15 protein-coding genes are annotated in these 17916 nt (G+C 60.7%); 8 read left to right on the forward strand and 7 right to left on the reverse strand.

Going from position 1 to position 17916, the window contains the following annotated elements; all coding sequences use genetic code 11:
- Positions 1 to 95: 95 nt before the first annotated feature.
- On the reverse strand, positions 96 to 1547 hold the full coding sequence (locus CFE428DRAFT_RS30695; RefSeq protein WP_006983633.1) for a neutral/alkaline non-lysosomal ceramidase N-terminal domain-containing protein: 1452 nt from the start codon (positions 1545 to 1547) through the stop codon (positions 96 to 98).
- Between the two features lie 420 nt (positions 1548 to 1967).
- Between CFE428DRAFT_RS30695 and CFE428DRAFT_RS30700 the strand changes: the two genes are divergently transcribed.
- From CFE428DRAFT_RS30700 to CFE428DRAFT_RS30715, 5 genes are all read left to right on the forward strand, one after another.
- Positions 1968 to 3251 carry a hypothetical protein gene (locus CFE428DRAFT_RS30700; RefSeq protein WP_157447701.1) on the forward strand — a complete coding sequence of 428 codons (1284 nt, stop codon included), beginning with the start codon at positions 1968 to 1970 and terminating at the stop codon, positions 3249 to 3251.
- Between the two features lie 260 nt (positions 3252 to 3511).
- A complete protein-coding gene (locus CFE428DRAFT_RS30705; RefSeq protein WP_042726162.1) occupies positions 3512 to 4528 on the forward strand; it encodes a DNA-directed RNA polymerase subunit alpha in 1017 nt (338 codons plus the stop codon).
- 40 nt (positions 4529 to 4568) lie between these two features.
- Positions 4569 to 4787, forward strand: coding sequence for a bL17 family ribosomal protein (locus CFE428DRAFT_RS41475; RefSeq protein WP_006983636.1), 219 nt, complete (start codon positions 4569 to 4571; stop codon positions 4785 to 4787).
- Between the two features lie 68 nt (positions 4788 to 4855).
- On the forward strand, positions 4856 to 5206 hold the full coding sequence (locus CFE428DRAFT_RS41480; protein WP_420196906.1) for a hypothetical protein: 351 nt from the start codon (positions 4856 to 4858) through the stop codon (positions 5204 to 5206).
- An 85-nt stretch (positions 5207 to 5291) separates the two neighbouring features.
- The gene (locus tag CFE428DRAFT_RS30715; protein WP_006983637.1) at positions 5292 to 5756 is read left to right on the forward strand and encodes a GNAT family N-acetyltransferase; all 465 of its coding nucleotides are present in this window, start codon (positions 5292 to 5294) and stop codon (positions 5754 to 5756) included.
- Between the two features lie 18 nt (positions 5757 to 5774).
- Here the strand turns inward: CFE428DRAFT_RS30715 and CFE428DRAFT_RS30720 are convergent, their stop codons facing one another.
- Together CFE428DRAFT_RS30720 and CFE428DRAFT_RS30725 are read right to left on the reverse strand one after the other, a co-directional pair.
- Complete coding sequence (locus CFE428DRAFT_RS30720; RefSeq protein WP_006983638.1) at positions 5775 to 6404, reverse strand: response regulator; 630 nt, start codon at positions 6402 to 6404, stop codon at positions 5775 to 5777.
- Between the two features lie 4 nt (positions 6405 to 6408).
- Positions 6409 to 8532 (reverse strand): sensor histidine kinase, encoded by a 2124-nt coding sequence (locus tag CFE428DRAFT_RS30725; protein ID WP_006983639.1) that lies wholly within the window; start codon positions 8530 to 8532, stop codon positions 6409 to 6411.
- Positions 8533 to 8683: 151 nt separating this feature from the next.
- Between CFE428DRAFT_RS30725 and CFE428DRAFT_RS30730 the strand changes: the two genes are divergently transcribed.
- Positions 8684 to 11791, forward strand: a complete 3108-nt coding sequence (locus CFE428DRAFT_RS30730; protein ID WP_006983640.1) for a glycosyl hydrolase family 28-related protein — start codon at positions 8684 to 8686, stop codon at positions 11789 to 11791.
- Positions 11792 to 11801: 10 nt separating this feature from the next.
- On the opposite strand, the gene ogt is transcribed toward CFE428DRAFT_RS30730, so the two are convergent.
- The 3 genes from ogt to CFE428DRAFT_RS30745 all read right to left on the reverse strand — a co-directional run bounded on the left by ogt (position 11802) and on the right by CFE428DRAFT_RS30745 (position 15176).
- Positions 11802 to 12332, reverse strand: a complete 531-nt coding sequence (ogt, locus tag CFE428DRAFT_RS30735; RefSeq protein ID WP_006983641.1) for a methylated-DNA--[protein]-cysteine S-methyltransferase — start codon at positions 12330 to 12332, stop codon at positions 11802 to 11804.
- Positions 12316 to 13824: a DNA-3-methyladenine glycosylase 2 family protein gene (locus CFE428DRAFT_RS30740; protein WP_006983642.1), complete on the reverse strand. Its 1509-nt coding sequence runs from the start codon at positions 13822 to 13824 to the stop codon at positions 12316 to 12318. Before CFE428DRAFT_RS30740 ends, ogt begins: the two co-directional genes overlap by 17 nt.
- Positions 13825 to 14003: 179 nt before the next feature.
- Positions 14004 to 15176, reverse strand: coding sequence for a glycosyltransferase (locus CFE428DRAFT_RS30745; protein ID WP_157447702.1), 1173 nt, complete (start codon positions 15174 to 15176; stop codon positions 14004 to 14006).
- Between the two features lie 111 nt (positions 15177 to 15287).
- Here CFE428DRAFT_RS30745 and CFE428DRAFT_RS30750 point away from each other — a divergent pair, with 111 nt between their 5' ends.
- Positions 15288 to 15566 carry an HPr family phosphocarrier protein gene (locus tag CFE428DRAFT_RS30750; protein ID WP_006983644.1) on the forward strand — a complete coding sequence of 93 codons (279 nt, stop codon included), beginning with the start codon at positions 15288 to 15290 and terminating at the stop codon, positions 15564 to 15566.
- Positions 15567 to 15688: 122 nt separating this feature from the next.
- Entirely contained in the window at positions 15689 to 16660 is a 972-nt protein-coding gene (locus CFE428DRAFT_RS30755) for a KpsF/GutQ family sugar-phosphate isomerase (RefSeq protein ID WP_006983645.1), read from the forward strand.
- A gap of 276 nt (positions 16661 to 16936) precedes the next feature.
- On the opposite strand, the gene CFE428DRAFT_RS30760 is transcribed toward CFE428DRAFT_RS30755, so the two are convergent.
- Positions 16937 to 17896, reverse strand: coding sequence for a polysaccharide deacetylase family protein (locus CFE428DRAFT_RS30760; RefSeq protein WP_006983646.1), 960 nt, complete (start codon positions 17894 to 17896; stop codon positions 16937 to 16939).
- Positions 17897 to 17916: the final 20 nt, after the last annotated feature.

Consider the following 17916-nt stretch of genomic DNA (forward strand, 5'->3'; position numbering starts at 1 on the left):
AACGCCAAGCCGTGGCACCCACTCCAAACAGCGAAGAGCCGTAATTAGTAATATTAAGCTACGCGTATTACTGATCGCTGATTACTGATTACTGATTACTGATTACTGATTACTGACCGCTCAACCCCCTTCCGCAACTCCGCGAGCATCTCGAGCAGGTTGTTCGTTAGGATCACCGACGTATCTTCCTGCACGTGATTCGTGCCGAGCCACGTCTCGTAACCGCCGAGTTTGTGTTGCTCGGGCGTGGGGAGATAGCCGATACGGCCATTGGCCAGGCCGATGACCATGGTTTGCGGAAATGGGCTGCGCTTTTTGAGATCGAGCCCGGTCTCGACGAAGGTCTCGAATGGAATGCCGCACACCGCCAAATCGCCGATACGGATTGCCTGGATCTTCACCGTGACGGTGTCTTCCTTACGGTCGGCGGCGGTGAGGGTGCGCTGGGCATACGCTTGCGCGAGGGCCGGGAGTTTCTTGATCGCTTCCTCATCCTTGATGGCGAGGATATCCTTGGCATTGGCGACTTCCTCGGGTGTGGGGCGGCGATAGCGCAGTGTGATTTCCCGCTGGAGCATGCCGAGGGAAAGGTCATCGCGGTAATGCTCGATTTTCTGCTCCGCACGCCAGGCGGTATCGGCTGCTTTGCCGGCCACGATGCGCACTTGTTCGAAGGGTTCGCGCGGCGGACGCACCACGCCGAAGGGGATGTTATTGATATTGCCCGAGGCGCCGTTCGACATGATGGCGACGAAATGCTCATCGCCATGCATGCGCGAGGGCATGAGCCGGGCGAACTCACCGAAATAGTCCGCTGAAATTTGCTTCGGCGGAATGGCGCCGACATAATGGAGTGAGTAATTGGCAAAGACGGCAAGCGCCTTGGACTTGGCATCGCGCACGGAGAGAATGGTGATATCGGGATCGGTCGGACCAGCGGGGTGATCGAGCACGTCCGGGCGATTGCTGGGGTTCATCTTCACCTGGTCCATCTTACCGAAGGGATTGAGCGGCATCTTGCCGGGCTTGAGATACCAGCGCCGATTGAAGACTTCGTCGGGCAGCGGATCGACGGCGGCCCCGAGTTTGGCGGGCTGCAGCGCGGCATTGGCGCGGACGATCGCGTCGGCGAGGCCATCGACGAAGACCTTGTGATAGGCCGCCACTTCCGCCGGACCTTCGCCCGGATGCGCGCTGAGCGCCGCCGCACTGTGGCTATGCGTGGAGCTGATGAGCATGTGATCCTTCGGAATGCCCGTGCGTTGCGAAGCGATCCCCTTCGCTTCGTCCAGCGGTTCCTGTGCACCGCCGAGATTGTCGACCACGGCCATGACGATCTTCGTTGTGCCATCGTCGAGCACCAGCGCGCGGGCATTGAGCGGATCATGAGCTCTCTCTGCCATATTGGCGGCAAAGCCACCGGGCATGTTGATGGGAAATTGTTTAGGCGTGATATCGCTGACTGCCGCGCCGGCGCGCAGGGGTGCGGCGTTCGTGGCCAGTGGGATGAAGGCCAGGGCGGCGGCGAAAAGGGCGGATGGTTTCATGTGCTAGGGGAAGGGAACGCTGACGGTTCCCACCGGAGATAAGCCGCCGAGCCGCCGTTTGTTGGCATCTCCGTTTGATCGCCTGTAATCGTTGGAGAGCGGGTGCGAAGTGGAGTTCCGGGGAGCGCACCCGTTTGCTCGGCGCCTCCGCGCCGCCCCTTCGGGCTGCCTTCGGCAGGCTATCTCGCTCCGCTCGGTTCGGGTGCTGGTTTCGGCGTCCCGCCGAAACGAACTTTTTTCCGTATGAGCGCCAAGAGACTGTCGAAAGTTTTCAAAAGTCCGCGAAGGCGAGACGCCTTCGCCAGCACCCGGGACGGGTGCGCTCCCCGGAACTCGTCTGCCACGCCTCAACCATGACTGCCGCAGCGAAAGTGTGGGGCTGCCGAACGCCGGACGGATGGTTCGATTGACATTTGAGTCGTGCCGGACACTCTCCGCGCGATGACGCTCATTTGCCCCCGCACTCGAAGGCTATGGGCGTTCATTGCATTCTGTGCGCTGCTTGTGGTGATCGCGGTCGTGACCCACGCCTATGTGCGCCCTTTGAATTCGGATGAGGCGGAGTATTACGCGCCGGCCATCCAATTCGTCTCGCATTCCTGGCCGCAGCTTCCGCTGAAAGCTTATCCCTTTCCCGGGCCTCCGCTGGCGCTGTGGGTGCAGGCGGCGGTGGCGGTCGTTTTTAAGGGGTGGGGGACTGTCCGGCTTCTTTCCAGTCTGGGTGCGGTGGGGTTGGCCGCTTATTTATTCTGGCGCGCGGAGGACAAAGCCCGCTGGCCAGTCCTGGGCACGCTGGCGATCCTGACCTTTCCCTTCTTTTTGTGGAATTCGTTCACCATTAAGCAGCACGCCTTTACGGTGTCTTGTCTGTTAATCGGACTCGAGCGCTGGTGCCGGGCGGAGGATGCGCCCGCGAATCGTTTTTCAGGAGCTTCGAGTGCTTTCCTCACCGCCGGCGTTCTTTCCAACCAATTCTGCGCGCCCCTATGCGCCGCGCTCAGTCTGGATGGCCTGTGGCGCTGGCGAACTCTCTCGCCAGCGGAACGCCGCGCGATCGCCTTCTGCTCCATCCCCCTGGTCTTTCTCGGCCTGCTGATGCTCTACTGGGGAGGCAAACAACCGCCTGCTTATGTGGACCCGCTTCCGGCCTCGATCGTCATGGATTGGCAGCATCGATCGGCGCAATTCGTCTTGGGAGCGGTCTCGATTGGGCGCATGGGCTGGGCGTGCCCTCATTTGAATATCGCGTGCATGGGAAGACCTTCCTGCTGGGCGCTGATTCCCTCCGCGGCCCTGGTTTGGCTGTCTCAGATCTATTCGCCGGTCGGGAGTTTTTGGACGATCGGGCAGGGGCCGATCAGCAATGTGCTTTTTACCGCCCTGCATCGGGTTCCGGCGCTCTTGGCCCTGGTGGCGGGAGTGCTCGTGGCCCTGGCCATCGCATTTTGGATATCGCCAAACTTGAAAGGGTCGTGGGCGGCGCGCAGCCGTATCTGGATGGCCCTCTACCTGGCGGTGACGACGATTGCTGTGCCTTATCTCTTCGAGAGCTACTATTTGCTGCTTATTCTGCCTCTGATATTTGTGCTCCTGCGCTACAGCGAGACCCTGACCGCCCACCCGCGCCGCACTTCGATTTACCTCGGAGCCGTCATTTTGCTGGGCGTGGCCTATTCCATCTTTAAGCTCCGGCAGCCGATATAGGCCCTGGAACGGCCAAAAGATTTTCGTTTACAAACGGCTGGAACCCGTCTTTGTTCACCGCCCCACGCGCGTAAAGTTAAATCAAGACGCACCGTTGGTCCCTGGGTGGCGGGTTCTCATGATCCGCTGCTATCGCGCCAGGGGAAACCCGGTGAATTACCAATAGAGAAGCAGAGTAAGAAAGCCAGAAGCATCGTCGCCGCCACTCGCGGCGCCCGCCCTTCCGACCTCCCCAATCCACCTTCTCTTCATTCAAAACTATGCCAGTTCGTTTAGGCCGTTTCGAAATGCCGAAGTCGCTCGTCAAAGACGACGCTTCGCGCACGGATACCTACGCCAAGTTCGTCGCCGAGCCCTTTGAGGCCGGCTACGGCAACACCATCGGTAACTCGCTCCGCCGGGTGCTGCTCTCCTCGCTCGAGGGTGCGGCCATCACCTCCGTGAAGATCACCGGTGCGCAGCACGAGTTCCAGACGCTCCCGCACGTCGTCGACGACGTGACGGATATCGTCCTCAATTTGAAGAAAGTGAAGTTCAAGGCGAACGATCACGAGATCCGCAACCTCACGATCAACGTGAACAAGGAAGGCGCCGTGACCGCCGGGGACATCGAAGACTCCTCGCAGTGCGAAGTCCTCAACAAGGACCAGATCATCTGCACGCTCGACAAGAAGACGAAGTTCGAAGCCGAACTCGAAGTGAAGGTCGGCCGTGGCTTCTCCACCGGTGACGAGAACAAGCATCCCGACCAGCCGATCGGCGTCATCGCCATCGACTCCATCTTCTCGCCGGTGACCCGCGTGAAGTACACCGTGGGCAACACCCGCGTGGGCCAGCGCACCGATTATGACAAGCTCGAGCTCGAGATCTGGACCGACGGCCGCCTCACGCCGGAAGAAGCGCTCGTGCAGGCTTCCTCGATCCTGAAGAAGCATTTCGAGCCCTTCTACGCTTACGACGAGAATGCGGTGCAGTTTGACGAGACCCCGCAGGCGCAGAGCCAGGAAAATCAGAAGATGAAGAAGCTTCTGAACATGAGCGTGAACGAGATCGAACTCTCGGTCCGTGCGGCCAACTGCTTGAACAACGCCAATATCACCACCGTGGGCCAGCTCGCGATGAAGACCGAGGCGGAGATGCTCAAGTACCGCAACTTCGGCAAGAAGTCGCTCAACGAAATCAAGGACAAGCTCACGCAGCTCGGCCTCTCGCTCGGCATGAAGTTCGAGTCCGGCCTCGTCGAGCCCAACGCCGCCGACACCAGTCTCGTTGGCTGAGCCGGCGCCACATCGCTATCGCTAGAAAGAACCTACAGAAATGCGTCATCAACGGAAAACGGTCAAACTCGGCCGCAAGGAAGGGCATCGCAAATCGCTGCTCTCGAACCTCGCTGTCAGCCTGATCGAGCACAATCGGATCAAGACCACGCTCGCCAAAGCCAAGGCGTTGCGCCCGCTCGCGGAGAACTGGTTACATCGGCAAGAAGAACACCATTCATGCGCGCCGCACGGCCAAGGCTGTGCTCCGCCAGGATGAAGCGGTGACCAAGCTTCTTCGCGGAGATCGCGCCCCGCGCGGCGAACCGCAAGGGTGGCTACACCCGCATCATCAAGCTCCCGCAACGCTTGAGCGACGCCGCCGAGGTGGCGTTCATCGAGTGGGTGGACGCCCCGGTGCTGGTCGAGACGGCCACGCCTGAGCCGAAGCCGGCGAAGAAGGCCGCGGCCAAGAAGTCCGAGCCCAAAGCCGAGCCAAGAAGGAAGAGGCTCCCGCCGCGGAAGGCGAGAAGCCGGCCAAGAAGCCGCGCGCGAAGAAGAGCGACGAGAAGGCCGCCGAATAAGGCGCGCTTTCACCAAGCCAACTACTTCCTTTTATTTGCAAAGGGCGATGCTCTCACGGGCATCGCCCTTTTGCTTTTGGGGTGGGGGCTTCGTGGAGGCCGGTCCACTTCTTGATCTTAATCCTAATCTTAATCTTAATCCCCAACGGTGCCGCGGAGAGTAAGATTAGGACTAAGATTAAGATTAAGAATTCCCTGCCATGTTGATCCGAGAAGCTACTGAAGCCGATGCGCCGGGCATAGCCGCGGTTCTGCACGATATAACCGAATTGCATTCCGTGACGGACTGCCCGGTCGAGGAGACCTGTGGCCGCGTGGCCGGTGCGTTGGCGACCGCGGTTCCCTCGCCGTCAACGGTAGTTCTGGTCGCGACGACCGACGATGGGAACATCGTAGGATATTGTTCGGTGCATTGGGTGCCGTTCCTGTTTTTCAAGGGACCGGAGGGCTACGTCACGGAGTTGTTTGTTCGTCAGAGCCATCGCAGCAAAGGCGTGGGGACGGCGCTTCTGGAAGAAGTCCAACGCCGGGCGAAGCTCAAAGGATGTTCACGGCTTTCTTTGCTCAACGCGCGTGACCGCGAGGCTTATCGCCGCGGGTTCTATGCCGGGCGCCAATGGCAGGAGCGTGAGCGGATGGCGAATTTCATCCTGCCGCTCGAATAGGAGTATCGGGCGTTTTGCTCACTCCGTCCGCACCAGGCCGCGCTGCACGGCGACCATCGCGGCTTGAGTACGATCCATGACGTGGAGCTTCTTGAAGAGGTGCGTGAGGTGCAGTCGGACGGTGGGTTCGGCGATGCCGAGATCGTAGCCGATTTCCTTGTTGCTCCGGCCTTTGACGATTTGCGTGAGCACTTCCGTCTCGCGCTTCGTCAGGCTGACTCGATTCGTCGAGCGGAGCTTCGCTTCGATCTCGGGCGCAAAATACTCGCCGCCTTCCGCGAGTCGGTGAATCGCGGTGAGCAGTTGCTCGCGCTCGACGGACTTCGGGAGATAGCCGACCACGCCGGCATCGATCGCGCCCAGGATATCTTCCTCCGCATCGCTGACCGTGAGCATGGCGATGCGCGCCTGGGGATGATCGTTGCGGATCGTCCGCGCAGCCTGCACGCCATCCTGCAGCGGCAGGCGCACGTCCATCAGCACGAGATCGGGTCGATGCAGGACAAACATTTCCACGGCTTGGAAACCGTTGTTCGCCTCGGCGACGATCTCGATATCCGGCTCCGCCGAGAGCGAGCCGATCAGCCCCTTTCGGGCGATGAAATGATCATCCACGATGAGGATTCGGGTATTGGTGGGGGAGCGCATGGAGTTATTCAGCGACGGGGATTTGGGCGCGGACGGAAGCCCCGCCGCCGGGTTGCGGGTGAAATTCAAAAATGCCGCCCAGCTTTTCGCACCGCTCGCGCATGCCGATGATGCCGAAGTGCCCGGCGGGTGTCTTGAGCGGAGCCTCGCTGCCATCCGCATTTTGGCCGTCGTTCTTGACGCCCAGCTCCACCGTTCCATCGGCATGTTTCAGGATGACTTCGATGGCCTTGGCGTCCGAATGTTTGATGGCATTGGTCACGGCCTCCTGCGCCAGTCGCAGAATATTGACCTGCACGTTGGGCGGGATGCGCGTGGGCGCGCGCATATCCACCTGGAAGCTCACGCTCACCGGAGTATCGCTCACCAGTCGCTGCACGGCGTTGCGGATGGCGGCTTCCAATCCGCTATCGAGCAAGGCGGGATCGCGCAGATCCCACACCGCACGGCGCGCGTTATCGCGGCTGAGTTGCAGCATCTGCCGCAGTTCCCCGAGCGCCTTGTGTGCTTTCAGCGTCAGCGGTCCCGCGTGTTCCAGCGCTTCAGTTTGCCGCGTCATGCCGACGAATTCCTGCTCCAGGGTATCGTGCAATTCGCGGGCGAGCCGCGCACGTTCCTCGGAGGTCGCCTCGCGGTGCGCTTGTGCGCGAATGATTTCCCGCTGCACGTTGCCACGCACGCGAAGGAAATGATTCCACAACGCGAAGATCACCACGAGCGCAAGGGCCCCGCTGAGTATTCCTAACAACCGCCGAACCGTCCACCACGAGGGCTGGCGAAGGATGCGGACGTCGGAGGGCGAGCGCAGGAGCAGCGAAAAGCCATTCGGAAGCGCGGCCTGGGTGGTGCGCGCTGGAAAACTGAACACGACCAATCCCGTGAGGGAGAGCGTGCTGCCGATTTTGAGATCGGAAAAAGGCACATGGGAGACAGGCCCGTCGAAGACTGCTTTGAACACCTTGCCCTCGCTCTGCAGCAGAAGATCCGTGGTCGTCTCAGACCTTTGAGTCTCCACCAGCACCGCATCGACCTGCACCAGTTCGTAGTCTTTGCAGTGCTCGGCGATTTTAGCCGCCGACTGCGGCGTGGCGGCCGGAAGCGGGGCATGATGCGCGCGCACTTGCAACACCGCATCCTCCAGCAGCGGTCGGCGCTCCCGGACGGCGGGAAAGCCGACGACATCGATTACGTCGCCCGCCGTGGCATTGGGTGCGCCCACGCATTCCGCGCAAATCGCCTGCGCGCCGTTGGAAACAAATACCTGGCCGTCCGCCAGTGCGTGCAACACCACGCCCGTCGTGTGGATGCGATGGCCGGGAATATCATCGGGACGATAGCGCAGAACCTCGGCGACACTTTTGGTTGGCAAGGCGAAGGGATCCGGCGGCGCCGGTTTCAGCACGGTGACGTCACGCCGATCGATGGCCATGACACAAGGAGCGGTGATCTGGCCGTATTTATTCCAGCTCCCACTGCCCACACCCGTGACGCGGATTCGGGCATCGACGAGATCATCCCACCCGTTCTTGTCCGGCATGAGATAAACAAACAGCCGGGTATTTTCGAAGACCACTTCCAGCGATGGTGTGCCGTAGGGTTTCAGCGGTTTGGGAGCGCGGCGGACGATGCCTTCGGCGGTGACTCGATGGACGTCCAGGACGCCGGTCAGCGCCGTTTCCGCGGTCAGCGGAATCGGTTCAGGCAATGGGGCTGTCCCAAGGAAATGCAGGCCGTTCCGGTTTGGCACCAGAATGTCCGGTGCGAATTTTCCTTCCTTGGCGACGCCGACGATTTCCAGAAGGGCTCCCGGAACGATCTCCGCCGGGAGCGGACGGGCGGCAGGATCCAGGTCGACAAAGATCGCGTCTGTTTCATCCTGCAAAATGAAGGAGGCCCTCGTGGGGTAACGGTAGAGCACGATGCCTTGTAAGTGCACGGGCAGGCGGGCGAAGCGATCCTCGTCATTCAAAGTCCGGACCTCACGAGCGTGGGTAATCGGGAGGCCAACGCGTGCCGCCCGAACTCCAAGTGCCAGGAAGGCCATCAGCAAAATCAGCAAGCTCCAAACGCGCTGGCCTGGCCTGGCGATGCTGGGGACGTAGTGAGGCCAACGGGGGGGGAGCTTCATGACGTAGCGTCAGCGCAGGGACTCCTGCGCGGTTAGCTTCATATGCTTTCTGAGGCCATTCGCCAACTACAACAATCCGCTAGCATGACAGCGGACGTATCATAAGCGCAAATTAGCGCCGCCTCGCAGTCGCTCCAACCCCCTAACAACTATGAACCTCCCTCTCGAATTCCGGCAGGCCGTTCGTCGTGGTCTTCTGATTGCCGTTTCCGCCGTCGCCTTGTTTACCTCGGACGAATCCGCTCTGGCGCAGAGTGTCGATATCCCGATCCTGACGTGGACACAGCGCTCCGATTGGATCAACGTCGTTTCGTCGATCAATCCCGCCACCGGCTTGCCCTATGGCGCCGACCCCACCGGTGCGGCCGATTCGACGGTGGCGATCCAAGCGGCGCTGACGGAAGCCGCCCGTGGATATAATTCCGATCGCACCGTTTATCTTCCGGCGGGAACTTACAAGATCAGCAATACGCTCAACTGGCAGGGGACGAATACTCCGTGGACCTACGGAGCGAGCTCCGTGACGCTGGTTGGTTGCGGGCGCAATACGGTCCTCCGATGGTATGGGACGAGTGGTCTGCCAATGTTTTGGACCAAGGGCGCAACCCGCACGCGTTATATCGGTCTGGCTTGGGATGGCCGCGGCATCGCCTCATGCGCTTACGAAGCAAGTTCTTCCATTTCCTACGAAGGCCGCATTCTTCATCAAAACGAATCGTTCCGGAACTTTACCGTCCCCGGCACGTACGTCACCGGCGAAACCATCCCCGCGGCCGGGATCGTTGGTGGACTTTCCATCGAAAATAATACGCCCGACGCGGAAGTCATGATCTGGAATTGTTTATTCCAGAATTGCACCAATGGCCTGATCGTCGGTTACGAGGAATACAACAACTACCAATGGGAAATTCGCGATTGTGAATTCGAGACCTGCGGCACCGGCATTCTGTGCAATGACGGCAAGACGATCATCCTGAACGATCATTTCCAAGGTTCGACGGTGACGGATATTTCCACTGGTGCGGGCCTGGATCAGACCGTGAAGCGTTGCACCTCGGTCGGTTCCAAGGCGTTCTTTACGGTCGGCTTCGGTGGTTCCGATACGCCGCAGATGGTGGAGGACTGCTGGGTGGATTCGTGGACGGGGACCGGTGGCGCCATCGTGATCGGTAGTCGTGGCCCGGTCTGTCTGACCGATGTGAAGCTGACCAATCCGCCGAATACCAATCCGCCGATCGTCTGTAATAATTCACCGAGTTGCCCACTGGAATTGGTGGTTTCGAATGTCTACTGCCCGACGATCACCAACCTGATCAACCCGGGCCCAGCCTCGACGACAACCACGATTCCGCTCGGCAGTCGTTTGGGTGACATCACTTCGCTGTCCTCTCCCTCGATCACCTTTTTGCAAACGACCTGGCCGGCGGATAGCACCCACATTCTCGACGTGACGAAAGCGCCTTACAACGCCGCGGGCAATGGCACCACGGATGATTCCGCCGCGATTCAGCATGCGATCAACGATGCCAAAACGGCCAACAACGGCTCGATCGTCTATCTGCCCTCACTGACTAACTACAACACCTTCCTGGTGAAATCGACGCTGGCTGCGGGCGGCTCGAATTACACGATTCAGGGATCCGGCTTGAACTCGGGCGTCACCTGGGGCGGCGCGACCAGCGGCAGCGGAGCGGTGGTGATCAACAATGCCAATCCGCAGAACGTCGCCCTGGAGCAGTTTGTCATCCACGCTCCTGCGACGGTCACCGAGGTCCTCGAAACCTCGACGGGAGCGAGCAACGCTACTTACGACGGGCTCTATTGTTATGGCATTGGCGCCTATAATCAGGACGGACTGGGTCTGGTCCTTTCGAACCTGGCCGCGGGTTCCCAAGTTTACGCCGACCATCTCGATTCCCCTTTGACGGTGAGCGACAGCGGGCCGGCGGAGATCCTGTGCAACTTCGCCCTGCAAGGCCGCCTCATCGTGAATGGCGCCACTCATCCCAAGACCGGGTTCTTTGGCATCCTCGATTTCCAAGGGGGAACCGCGACCAATGACTCGAGCCATTGGGATGTGGAGGTCGATGACAATCAGGACCTCGTGATCGGCCACTATTACGAAGAGCAGGGTTACAATCATCTGCAGGTGAATCGAGGCGCGGCTACGGGGACGACGCCCGGTCGTGTGACCATTGAAGGCGTGAAGCAGAACTTCGAAACGACCGGTAATACCGGCATTCAGATCAATAACTATCTGGGGCGGGTGATGTATGGTCCGACAGCGTTTGTCAATTCCTTTGGCCTTCCAGTTACCCAGACCGGCACGAATGCCGTCGATCTGATCCTCGCTTTCGATACGCTCGGCGGCGCGGCTCCGGCACTTTCAATTACCAGCGCGTGCCGCTTGATCGAAACGGCGGATATCATCAGCAGCAGTCCCGTGACGTATCCGACGCCGATCATGCCCACAGGCGCGGCTGCGTCCATCGCGGCCGGCTTGGATCATCAGCGGCAATTGGGCTGGGAAGATCTGAAAATGCGTTACGGAATCGAGAACACCGTGACGAATCCTTCGGCGGAAGCGGACGCGGTCAATCCGAGTCCGAACTCGATCATTGGTTACAATCCGGCGGGTTGGACGGTGAGTAACTCCGTTCTCACCGGCGGGGGCGCGCGCAATGCCACGGTGGTCAATGGAGCTTCACCGTTCGGTGCCGGCGCACAGAGCATTCTTTATCTCGATACCACGGGATCGACCTTGGGAAGTCGTCTGCAGCTTTCGCAGAACACGGCTGCGCTGGCCTCGGGTGAAGGCGCGGTGATGACCTTCGATTTCCAATTGAATCCGCTGACTTCGCTCAATGATGACGTGTGGTTTCGAGTGTTTGCGGGAGCGTCGACTTCCATGAGCGTGCACTTGACGGCGAACAGCACCAACGGTGCGCTGTCGGCCGTGGTTGGAGGAATCACCAAATCCCTGACCACTCTTTCGCTGAGCAAATGGTATCGGTTGCGCGCGGTCATTCAGCCGCCGAACAGCGGCGGCTCCGCGCACGTGCAACTCTATCTCTATCAATGGACGAGTAGTGGCCCGTCATCGGTGGCGCTCTATAACTCGGGAGTGATCGATGGAATGAGCGCTCCGGGAAGCAGCGGGTTCACGAGTGTCCTGTTCAACCTGGTGGGGCCCGGTGAGAACACGAGCATCAATCTGGATAACCTGACCCTTGTCGCCGGCGATCCGTTGTTGGACTGATCGCGAGTCTTCAGAGAAAGGATTCTCCACTGGTGACTGCGGCGTATCGCCGTTCATGTTCCAACAGCCATTGTTTGCGCGGCAACCCGCCACCGAAACCGGTGAGCGTACCGTTGGCGCCGATCACGCGATGGCAAGGGACCACGATGGGGATGGGATTCGCCCCGTTGGCCGCGCCGACCGCGCGGCTCGCACTCGGGCGGCCGATCTGCGCGGCGAGCTGCCCATAACTGATCGTGGTGCCGGCGGGGATGGTCCGCAGGGCCTTCCATACTTCACGTTGGAAGGGCGTCCCGGCGGTTGAGGTCTGGACTTGGTTGAGGGCGTCAATGTCGCCGCGGAAATAGGCGTCGAGGGCCTTGGTGATCAAGGCCGGGGCCGCGCCTTTTTCCAGGGTGTAATCGCCGTAGTGATCGCGCAGCAATCGGCGCAGGCGATCTTCGTGGTCGCCAAATTCCAAAGCGCGCAGGACGCCGTCGCGATCGGTGACGACCATCAGTGGGCCCATGGGCGAGGTTCTTTGTTCAAGCAGCAAGTGCATGGTTCGTTTCCTTTCTGGTGTTGGTGGTTGAGATGGGTGAGGCGGCGGCGTCGGATGTCCAGAGGTGCAAGACGGCATACGCACGCCATGGGCGCCAGCGCTCGGCGTGGGCCAGCAGTTCCGCGGCATTGGGACGTTTTCCCTCCGCCGCGATGATCCTTTGTAGAGCGACGTCGCCGGCGAGAAAGGCGTCGGTCTCGCCGAGGGCACGCATGGCGATGTATTGCGCGGTCCATTCGCCGATGCCGGGCAGTTCGCATAGGCGGGATACGGCCTCGGTGAGATCGCGCTGCGGATCGAAGAGATGTGGGTCTTTGGCGAATGCCGCGGCGATACCGGCAAGCGCCGCGGCGCGGGCGCGAGGCATTCCGAGTCTGGCGATCTTGTCGGTCTCGAAGCGCTCGGGTTTGGGGAGTGAGTGGGTCAATCCCGGGATCGTCATGGTCTGCGTGACCGGCGCGCCGAATTCCGCGACGACCTTGCTGGCGAGTCGGACGCCGGCCTGCAGGGTGACTTGTTGTCCGAGCACCGCGCGCACCGCGACTTCGAAACCATTCCAGGCGCCGGGGACGCGGAGTCCGGGTCGTGCGGCGACGAGTGGCGCGAGCACGGGATCGGCGGACAAGGCGGCGCTAATCGCCGTCGGGTCCGCGCTGAGGTCGAACATCCGGCGGATTCGCGCGATGATCACGGACAGTGCGGCGAGATGCGGAAAACGGACGGCCACACGCAGGGCAGAATCCTTGGGCGCATGTTCGACGGTGATCGACCCAGTGAGGCCGCGCAATTCGATCACACGGCTGTAGCTTTTCGAGGTCACGACTTCGAGGCCGGTAATGGCGCGGGCTTCCAGGAAGCGTCGCATCGATTCCCAGTCATTGGGCGGGCGATAGGGCAACAGGAGCGAGATCTCGGGTGCGGGTGACGCCGCGGTCGCACGGCGGCGAAGCTCGCTGGGCGGACGTTGATAGAGCATCTGAAAGGTTTCGTTGAAGCGCCGCACGCTGCCGAAGCCGCTGGCCAGCGCGACTTCGATCATGGAAAGGTCCGTTTGGTGCAGGAGTTGTTTGGCCAGGAGGACGCGGCGCGTTTGAGCGACGGTCACGGGCGCTGCTCCGATGTGCCGTTGGAAGAGACGGCGCAGTTGGCGTTCGCCGATCGCGAGTCGCTCGGCGAGCGAGGCGACATCCTCCTCATCGAGCGCGCCGCCCTCGATCATTTTGAGTGCACGAGAGACGGTGGCCGATGTGCCGCGCCACGCATCGAGGTCAGGCGAGCTCTCGGGCCGGCAACGCAGACAGGGGCGAAAGCCCGCTTCCTGCGCGGCCGCCGCCGTGGGGACGAAGGTGCAGTTCTCGAGCTTCGGCGGACGGGCGGGGCAGATCGGGCGACAGTAGATGCCGGTCGTTTTCACGCAGGTGAAGAAACGTCCGTCGTAGCGGACATCCCGCGCTTTCACAGCCCGGTAGCAGACGGAAGGGTCGAGGTGCATAACCGACCTTAGAATAAACCGCCGAGGGTGTCTGGCGGTTTTCGGACTTCAATGATAATTCCCTTCTCCGGTGCCAAGTCGCTCAGGCTCGCCGGCGTAGCCCTATCTTTTTGGGCGTCGCTACGCGACGCAGGGCGACCGGGAAGTCGGCCCTCCCAGTGCTCCTCTCTGATCGACGTCTAACTGGCCGGTATCGCAATGGCTTCGCGATAGTAGCCTTCGAGCGTGCGGGTTTGGGCCGTAAGATCGAAAGCTAAGGAGACGCGGCCGGCGGCTGCAGTGCTCATCCGGGTGTAGCGATTCGGATCGCGGGCGAGCGTGAGCAGCGCTTGCGCGAGAGCGGCAGGATCGCGTTCCGCAACCAGCAGGCCGCTCGTGCCATTTTCAACGGCTTCGGGAATCCCGCCGTGCGTGGAGGCCACGACCGGCAGACCGGAGGCCATGGCTTCGAGCATGGAATTTGGCACGCCTTCCTGATCGCCGTCGGGCGGTGTCTCGCTGGGATGCAGAAAGAAATGAGCGTGAGCGTAAAGCGCGCGCAATTCGGACTGAGGTAGAAAGCCGGGGAATTTCACCTGCGGAGCAATGCCGAGCGTGGCGGCGAGTTCCTGGAGCTCGGCCAGTTGCGGTCCTTCACCAGCGATGCCGAGCGTGGCCTGGGGAAATTCGCGGGCAAATTCCGCGAAGGCGCGCAAGGTAGTGGCGAGGCCTTTCTTCGGGATCAAACGACAGGCTTGCACGCAACGCCACGCGCCATCGCCTGGAGTGATCCGTTGTTGAAAAGGAATCTCGGCGAGGGGAATACCGGTGCGATGCAGGCGAATCTTGCGCGCATCGGCGCCGATGGCGGTGAGTCTTTGGGCGAGTGAATCGGACCGCACGAGCAGGAGCGTGGCGCGATCGAGCATGCGTCGGGTCAGCTTGAGATGCGTGGGCTTCTCGAAATCCACTCCGGCATCGGCCCCGTGAAAGCTGACGATGACCGGGACGGGCGAAATCTCCAGCAACGGCAAAAGATGCACGCCCATTTGCCCGAAGAAGACGTGCAACACTTGCGCGCGGATTTCCTGCAGGACCTCCGCCATGTGCCGGGCTTCCGAGCGGTAGATCGTGATCGGCCGCCCCAAAATCTGCTTTTGCCAGATGCGGCGCAGGGCACGGGTCCGAGGCTTCGGCAAAAGACGAATGTCGTCGAAGGGGAAGGCCGCGGATTGTTCCCGCTTTTGGCACAATACGACCGGTCGAAAGGCGCGCAACGCGGTGATCTGCCGATAGATATGCAACATCTCCGGCTTGAGAAATGTCGTCAGATACTGCGCGGCCACAGGGGCATCTCCGGCGGGAGATGACACTTCATGGCGGTGAGCAAACTCGGACATGCAAAAGTAAAATGTGTGGGAAAATGCGCTTTGACGCAGGCTGTGGCTTGCTGCTGCGAGCGGCTCGTTTATCGTGCTCCCATCATGCGGAGAGAAGTCGAAATCTTGAATCCACTCGGTTTGCACGCGCGCCCGGCGGCGGAATTTGTGCGTTGCGTGCATACGTTCAGCTCGGAAATCACCTTTCGAAAGGGCGAAGAGCGCTTTTCGGCGCACAGCATTCTCGAGGTGCTGAGCGCGAATCTGGATTGCGGATCGCGGATCGAGCTGGAAGCGATTGGGGACGACGCGAGCGCCGCGCTCGACCGGTTGGAAAAGCTACTTTTCGAGTTCAAGGAGCAGGAGGCCAACGAGCAGGTGTAGAAAATCGCGGAAGCGATTTTCTGTTTCCAAGTTTCCGGTTTCTGGTTTCTCGTTCTCCGGTGGAGCAGGTTCCCCCCTTGGAGAGCCAGAAACCCGTAACGAGAAACCAGAAACCTTAAACGATGGATTACCTCGAAAAAGCCCGACGCGTCATCGCGCTCGAGATGGCGGAAGTGCAACGCCTGCTCGAGCGGCTCGATGCCTCGTTCCTCGAAGCGGTCGAGACGATCCATCATTGCGTGGAGAATCGCGGCAAGGTGGTGGTGGTGGGCGTGGGCAAATCGGGGCACATCGGCGAAAAGATCGCGGCGACACTGACCAGCACCGGTTCGCCGGCCGTGGTCCTGAATTCGCTGAATGCGTTGCATGGCGATCTCGGTGTGGTGGCGGATGGTGACGTGATCCTCGCGCTGAGCTCGAGCGGGGAGACGGATGAGCTCGTGAACATCCTGCCCGCGCTTTCGCGGTTCAATGTGCGCATCATCGCGATGACCGGGAATCCGAAGTCGTTCATCGCGCAGAACAGCCACGTGCATCTCGATGTGAATGTGGAGCAGGAAGCGTGTCCGCTGAATCTCGCGCCGACTTCGAGCACTACGGTGATGCTTGTGCTCGGCGATGCGCTGGCCATGGTGTTGTTGGAGGCGCGCGGATTTCAGAAGGAAGACTTTGCGCGGTTTCATCCCGGTGGACGGCTCGGGCGCACGCTGCTTTTGAAGGTGAACCAGATCATGCGCGGCAAGGAGCAGATGGCGCTGGTTTCGCCGACCGTGACCATTCGCGAGGCGCTGCTGAAAATGGCCGACGTCCGTGCCGGGCTGGCTGTGGCGGTCGATGATGCGGGGGGGCTCGCGGGTATTTTCACCCACGGCGATTTCGGCCGTCACTTCCGCGCGCACGCGGACTTGCTCGAACGTACGCTCGGCGACTTCCTCATCCGTCGCCCGATCACGATTCATCACGACAAGCTGGCGGTGGAAGTGCTGCACCTCATCGAGCAGCATCGCATCGACGATCTCGTGGTGGTGGACGATGAGAACCGGCCCGTGGGGGTCGTCGATTCACAGGACTTGGCGCGGTTTCGGTTGATTTGAGCTCCGGCATTGGAGGTGAAGAAATAATTCCCGTTCCTTTTCGCGAGTCATTCCGAGCGGAGAGCCCCGGTGGTCAGGTGGCGGGGCTCGGAGTCGAAGAACCCCGCCGCTTTACCAGAGATACTCGCTGGTTGGACGATAGGTTTTCTCCGAAGCCCGATAGCGTCTCGCTAGTTGTTCGACGGGGTTCTTCGACTGCGTGCCCCGCCGCCTTCGCCCTTCGGGGCACTCCGCTCAGAATGACACGCGTGAAGAGAGTTGATTTGAGCCTTTGGCTTACGGCTGAAGGACGATATCGCTGGCGCCGGGGACCGCCGCATACTGCGCGACTCCATCGTGGATCGCCGCGGTCGTCTTGGTCTGGCCTTGCGTCACCGAACAACTTTTCCAATTCCCCGGGACCTTGGTGGAGAGCGTCAGCGGTTCGTCGTAGAGCGCGGGATCCATCTTGTCGGTCAGGCTGAGACGGATGTGATTTTTGTTGGACTCCACCACCTTCACCTCTGCGGTGTCCCGTTCGCTCGTATACTTTTTCCACGAGGCGCAGTCGGTGATCCACAGCTCGTCGCGATGCTGCTCCAGCTTGTCGAGCAGCGCGGTGAACCACTCCACCGGCGTCACCAGCCAATCGCCGCCGACTCCGTGAAACACGAGATAGCCCATCTCGCCTTTCGCGAGCGCCTGGTCGACGACGGCGAGGGTTGCTTCCTGGGTTTTGTAATTGATCGGCGGCCCGGCGAAGGGCGGACGCTCGATGAGATGATTCCTTTCCAAGGCCGCTTTCATCTCGTCTTTCGACACAATCCACGGGACGCCGCCCGGTTTACCCCAGGCCATGAGATAGGGCTGCTTCCGCTCGGGATGCAGCGCGTAGAGCACCTCATTGCATTTGGCGAGTTCCGGTTCCACTCCCTCCGCATTCTCCACGCCTTTGTGCGTGAAGGTATGATTCGCCACGACGATGTAGGGACTCTTCGCCGCCTCTTCCCATTTGGCCTTGGTTCCGGCCCATACGCCATTGCCCGTGACGAGATAGAACGTGCCAACGATCTTACGCTTCTCCAGTTCGGGGACCACGTTCTTGAGCTGGCTCGGCGCGCTGTCGTCGAAGCCGAGAAGAAAGCATGCTTTCTTCCCGTCCTTCCATTTGAGGACCTGAGTTTCGCCGTCGGCTGCCGACGCCGCGATGGAACTGGCAAGGAGGAGCGCGAGAATGGGGAGAAAACAACGGATCATGGGATGGCAAGTTACGGGAT

It is taken from the genome of Chthoniobacter flavus Ellin428 (assembly GCF_000173075.1).
GTDB lineage: Bacteria > Verrucomicrobiota > Verrucomicrobiia > Chthoniobacterales > Chthoniobacteraceae > Chthoniobacter > Chthoniobacter flavus.

Bases quoted from the DNA above. Each gene is read 5' to 3' on its own strand.
- CFE428DRAFT_RS30755 (WP_006983645.1), top strand. From the start codon at position 15,689: ATGGATTACCTCGAAAAAGCCCGACGCGTCATCGCGCTCGAGATGGCG.
- CFE428DRAFT_RS30720 (WP_006983638.1), bottom strand. From the start codon at position 6,404: ATGCGCTCCCCCACCAATACCCGAATCCTCATCGTGGATGATCATTTC.
- CFE428DRAFT_RS30695 (WP_006983633.1), bottom strand. From the start codon at position 1,547: ATGAAACCATCCGCCCTTTTCGCCGCCGCCCTGGCCTTCATCCCACTG.
- CFE428DRAFT_RS30730 (WP_006983640.1), top strand. From the start codon at position 8,684: ATGAACCTCCCTCTCGAATTCCGGCAGGCCGTTCGTCGTGGTCTTCTG.
- ogt (WP_006983641.1), bottom strand. From the start codon at position 12,332: ATGCACTTGCTGCTTGAACAAAGAACCTCGCCCATGGGCCCACTGATG.
- CFE428DRAFT_RS30740 (WP_006983642.1), bottom strand. From the start codon at position 13,824: ATGCACCTCGACCCTTCCGTCTGCTACCGGGCTGTGAAAGCGCGGGAT.
- CFE428DRAFT_RS30750 (WP_006983644.1), top strand. From the start codon at position 15,288: ATGCGGAGAGAAGTCGAAATCTTGAATCCACTCGGTTTGCACGCGCGC.
- CFE428DRAFT_RS30715 (WP_006983637.1), top strand. From the start codon at position 5,292: ATGTTGATCCGAGAAGCTACTGAAGCCGATGCGCCGGGCATAGCCGCG.
- CFE428DRAFT_RS30725 (WP_006983639.1), bottom strand. From the start codon at position 8,532: ATGAAGCTCCCCCCCCGTTGGCCTCACTACGTCCCCAGCATCGCCAGG.
- CFE428DRAFT_RS41475 (WP_006983636.1), top strand. From the start codon at position 4,569: ATGCGTCATCAACGGAAAACGGTCAAACTCGGCCGCAAGGAAGGGCAT.
- CFE428DRAFT_RS30705 (WP_042726162.1), top strand. From the start codon at position 3,512: ATGCCAGTTCGTTTAGGCCGTTTCGAAATGCCGAAGTCGCTCGTCAAA.
- CFE428DRAFT_RS30760 (WP_006983646.1), bottom strand. From the start codon at position 17,896: ATGATCCGTTGTTTTCTCCCCATTCTCGCGCTCCTCCTTGCCAGTTCC.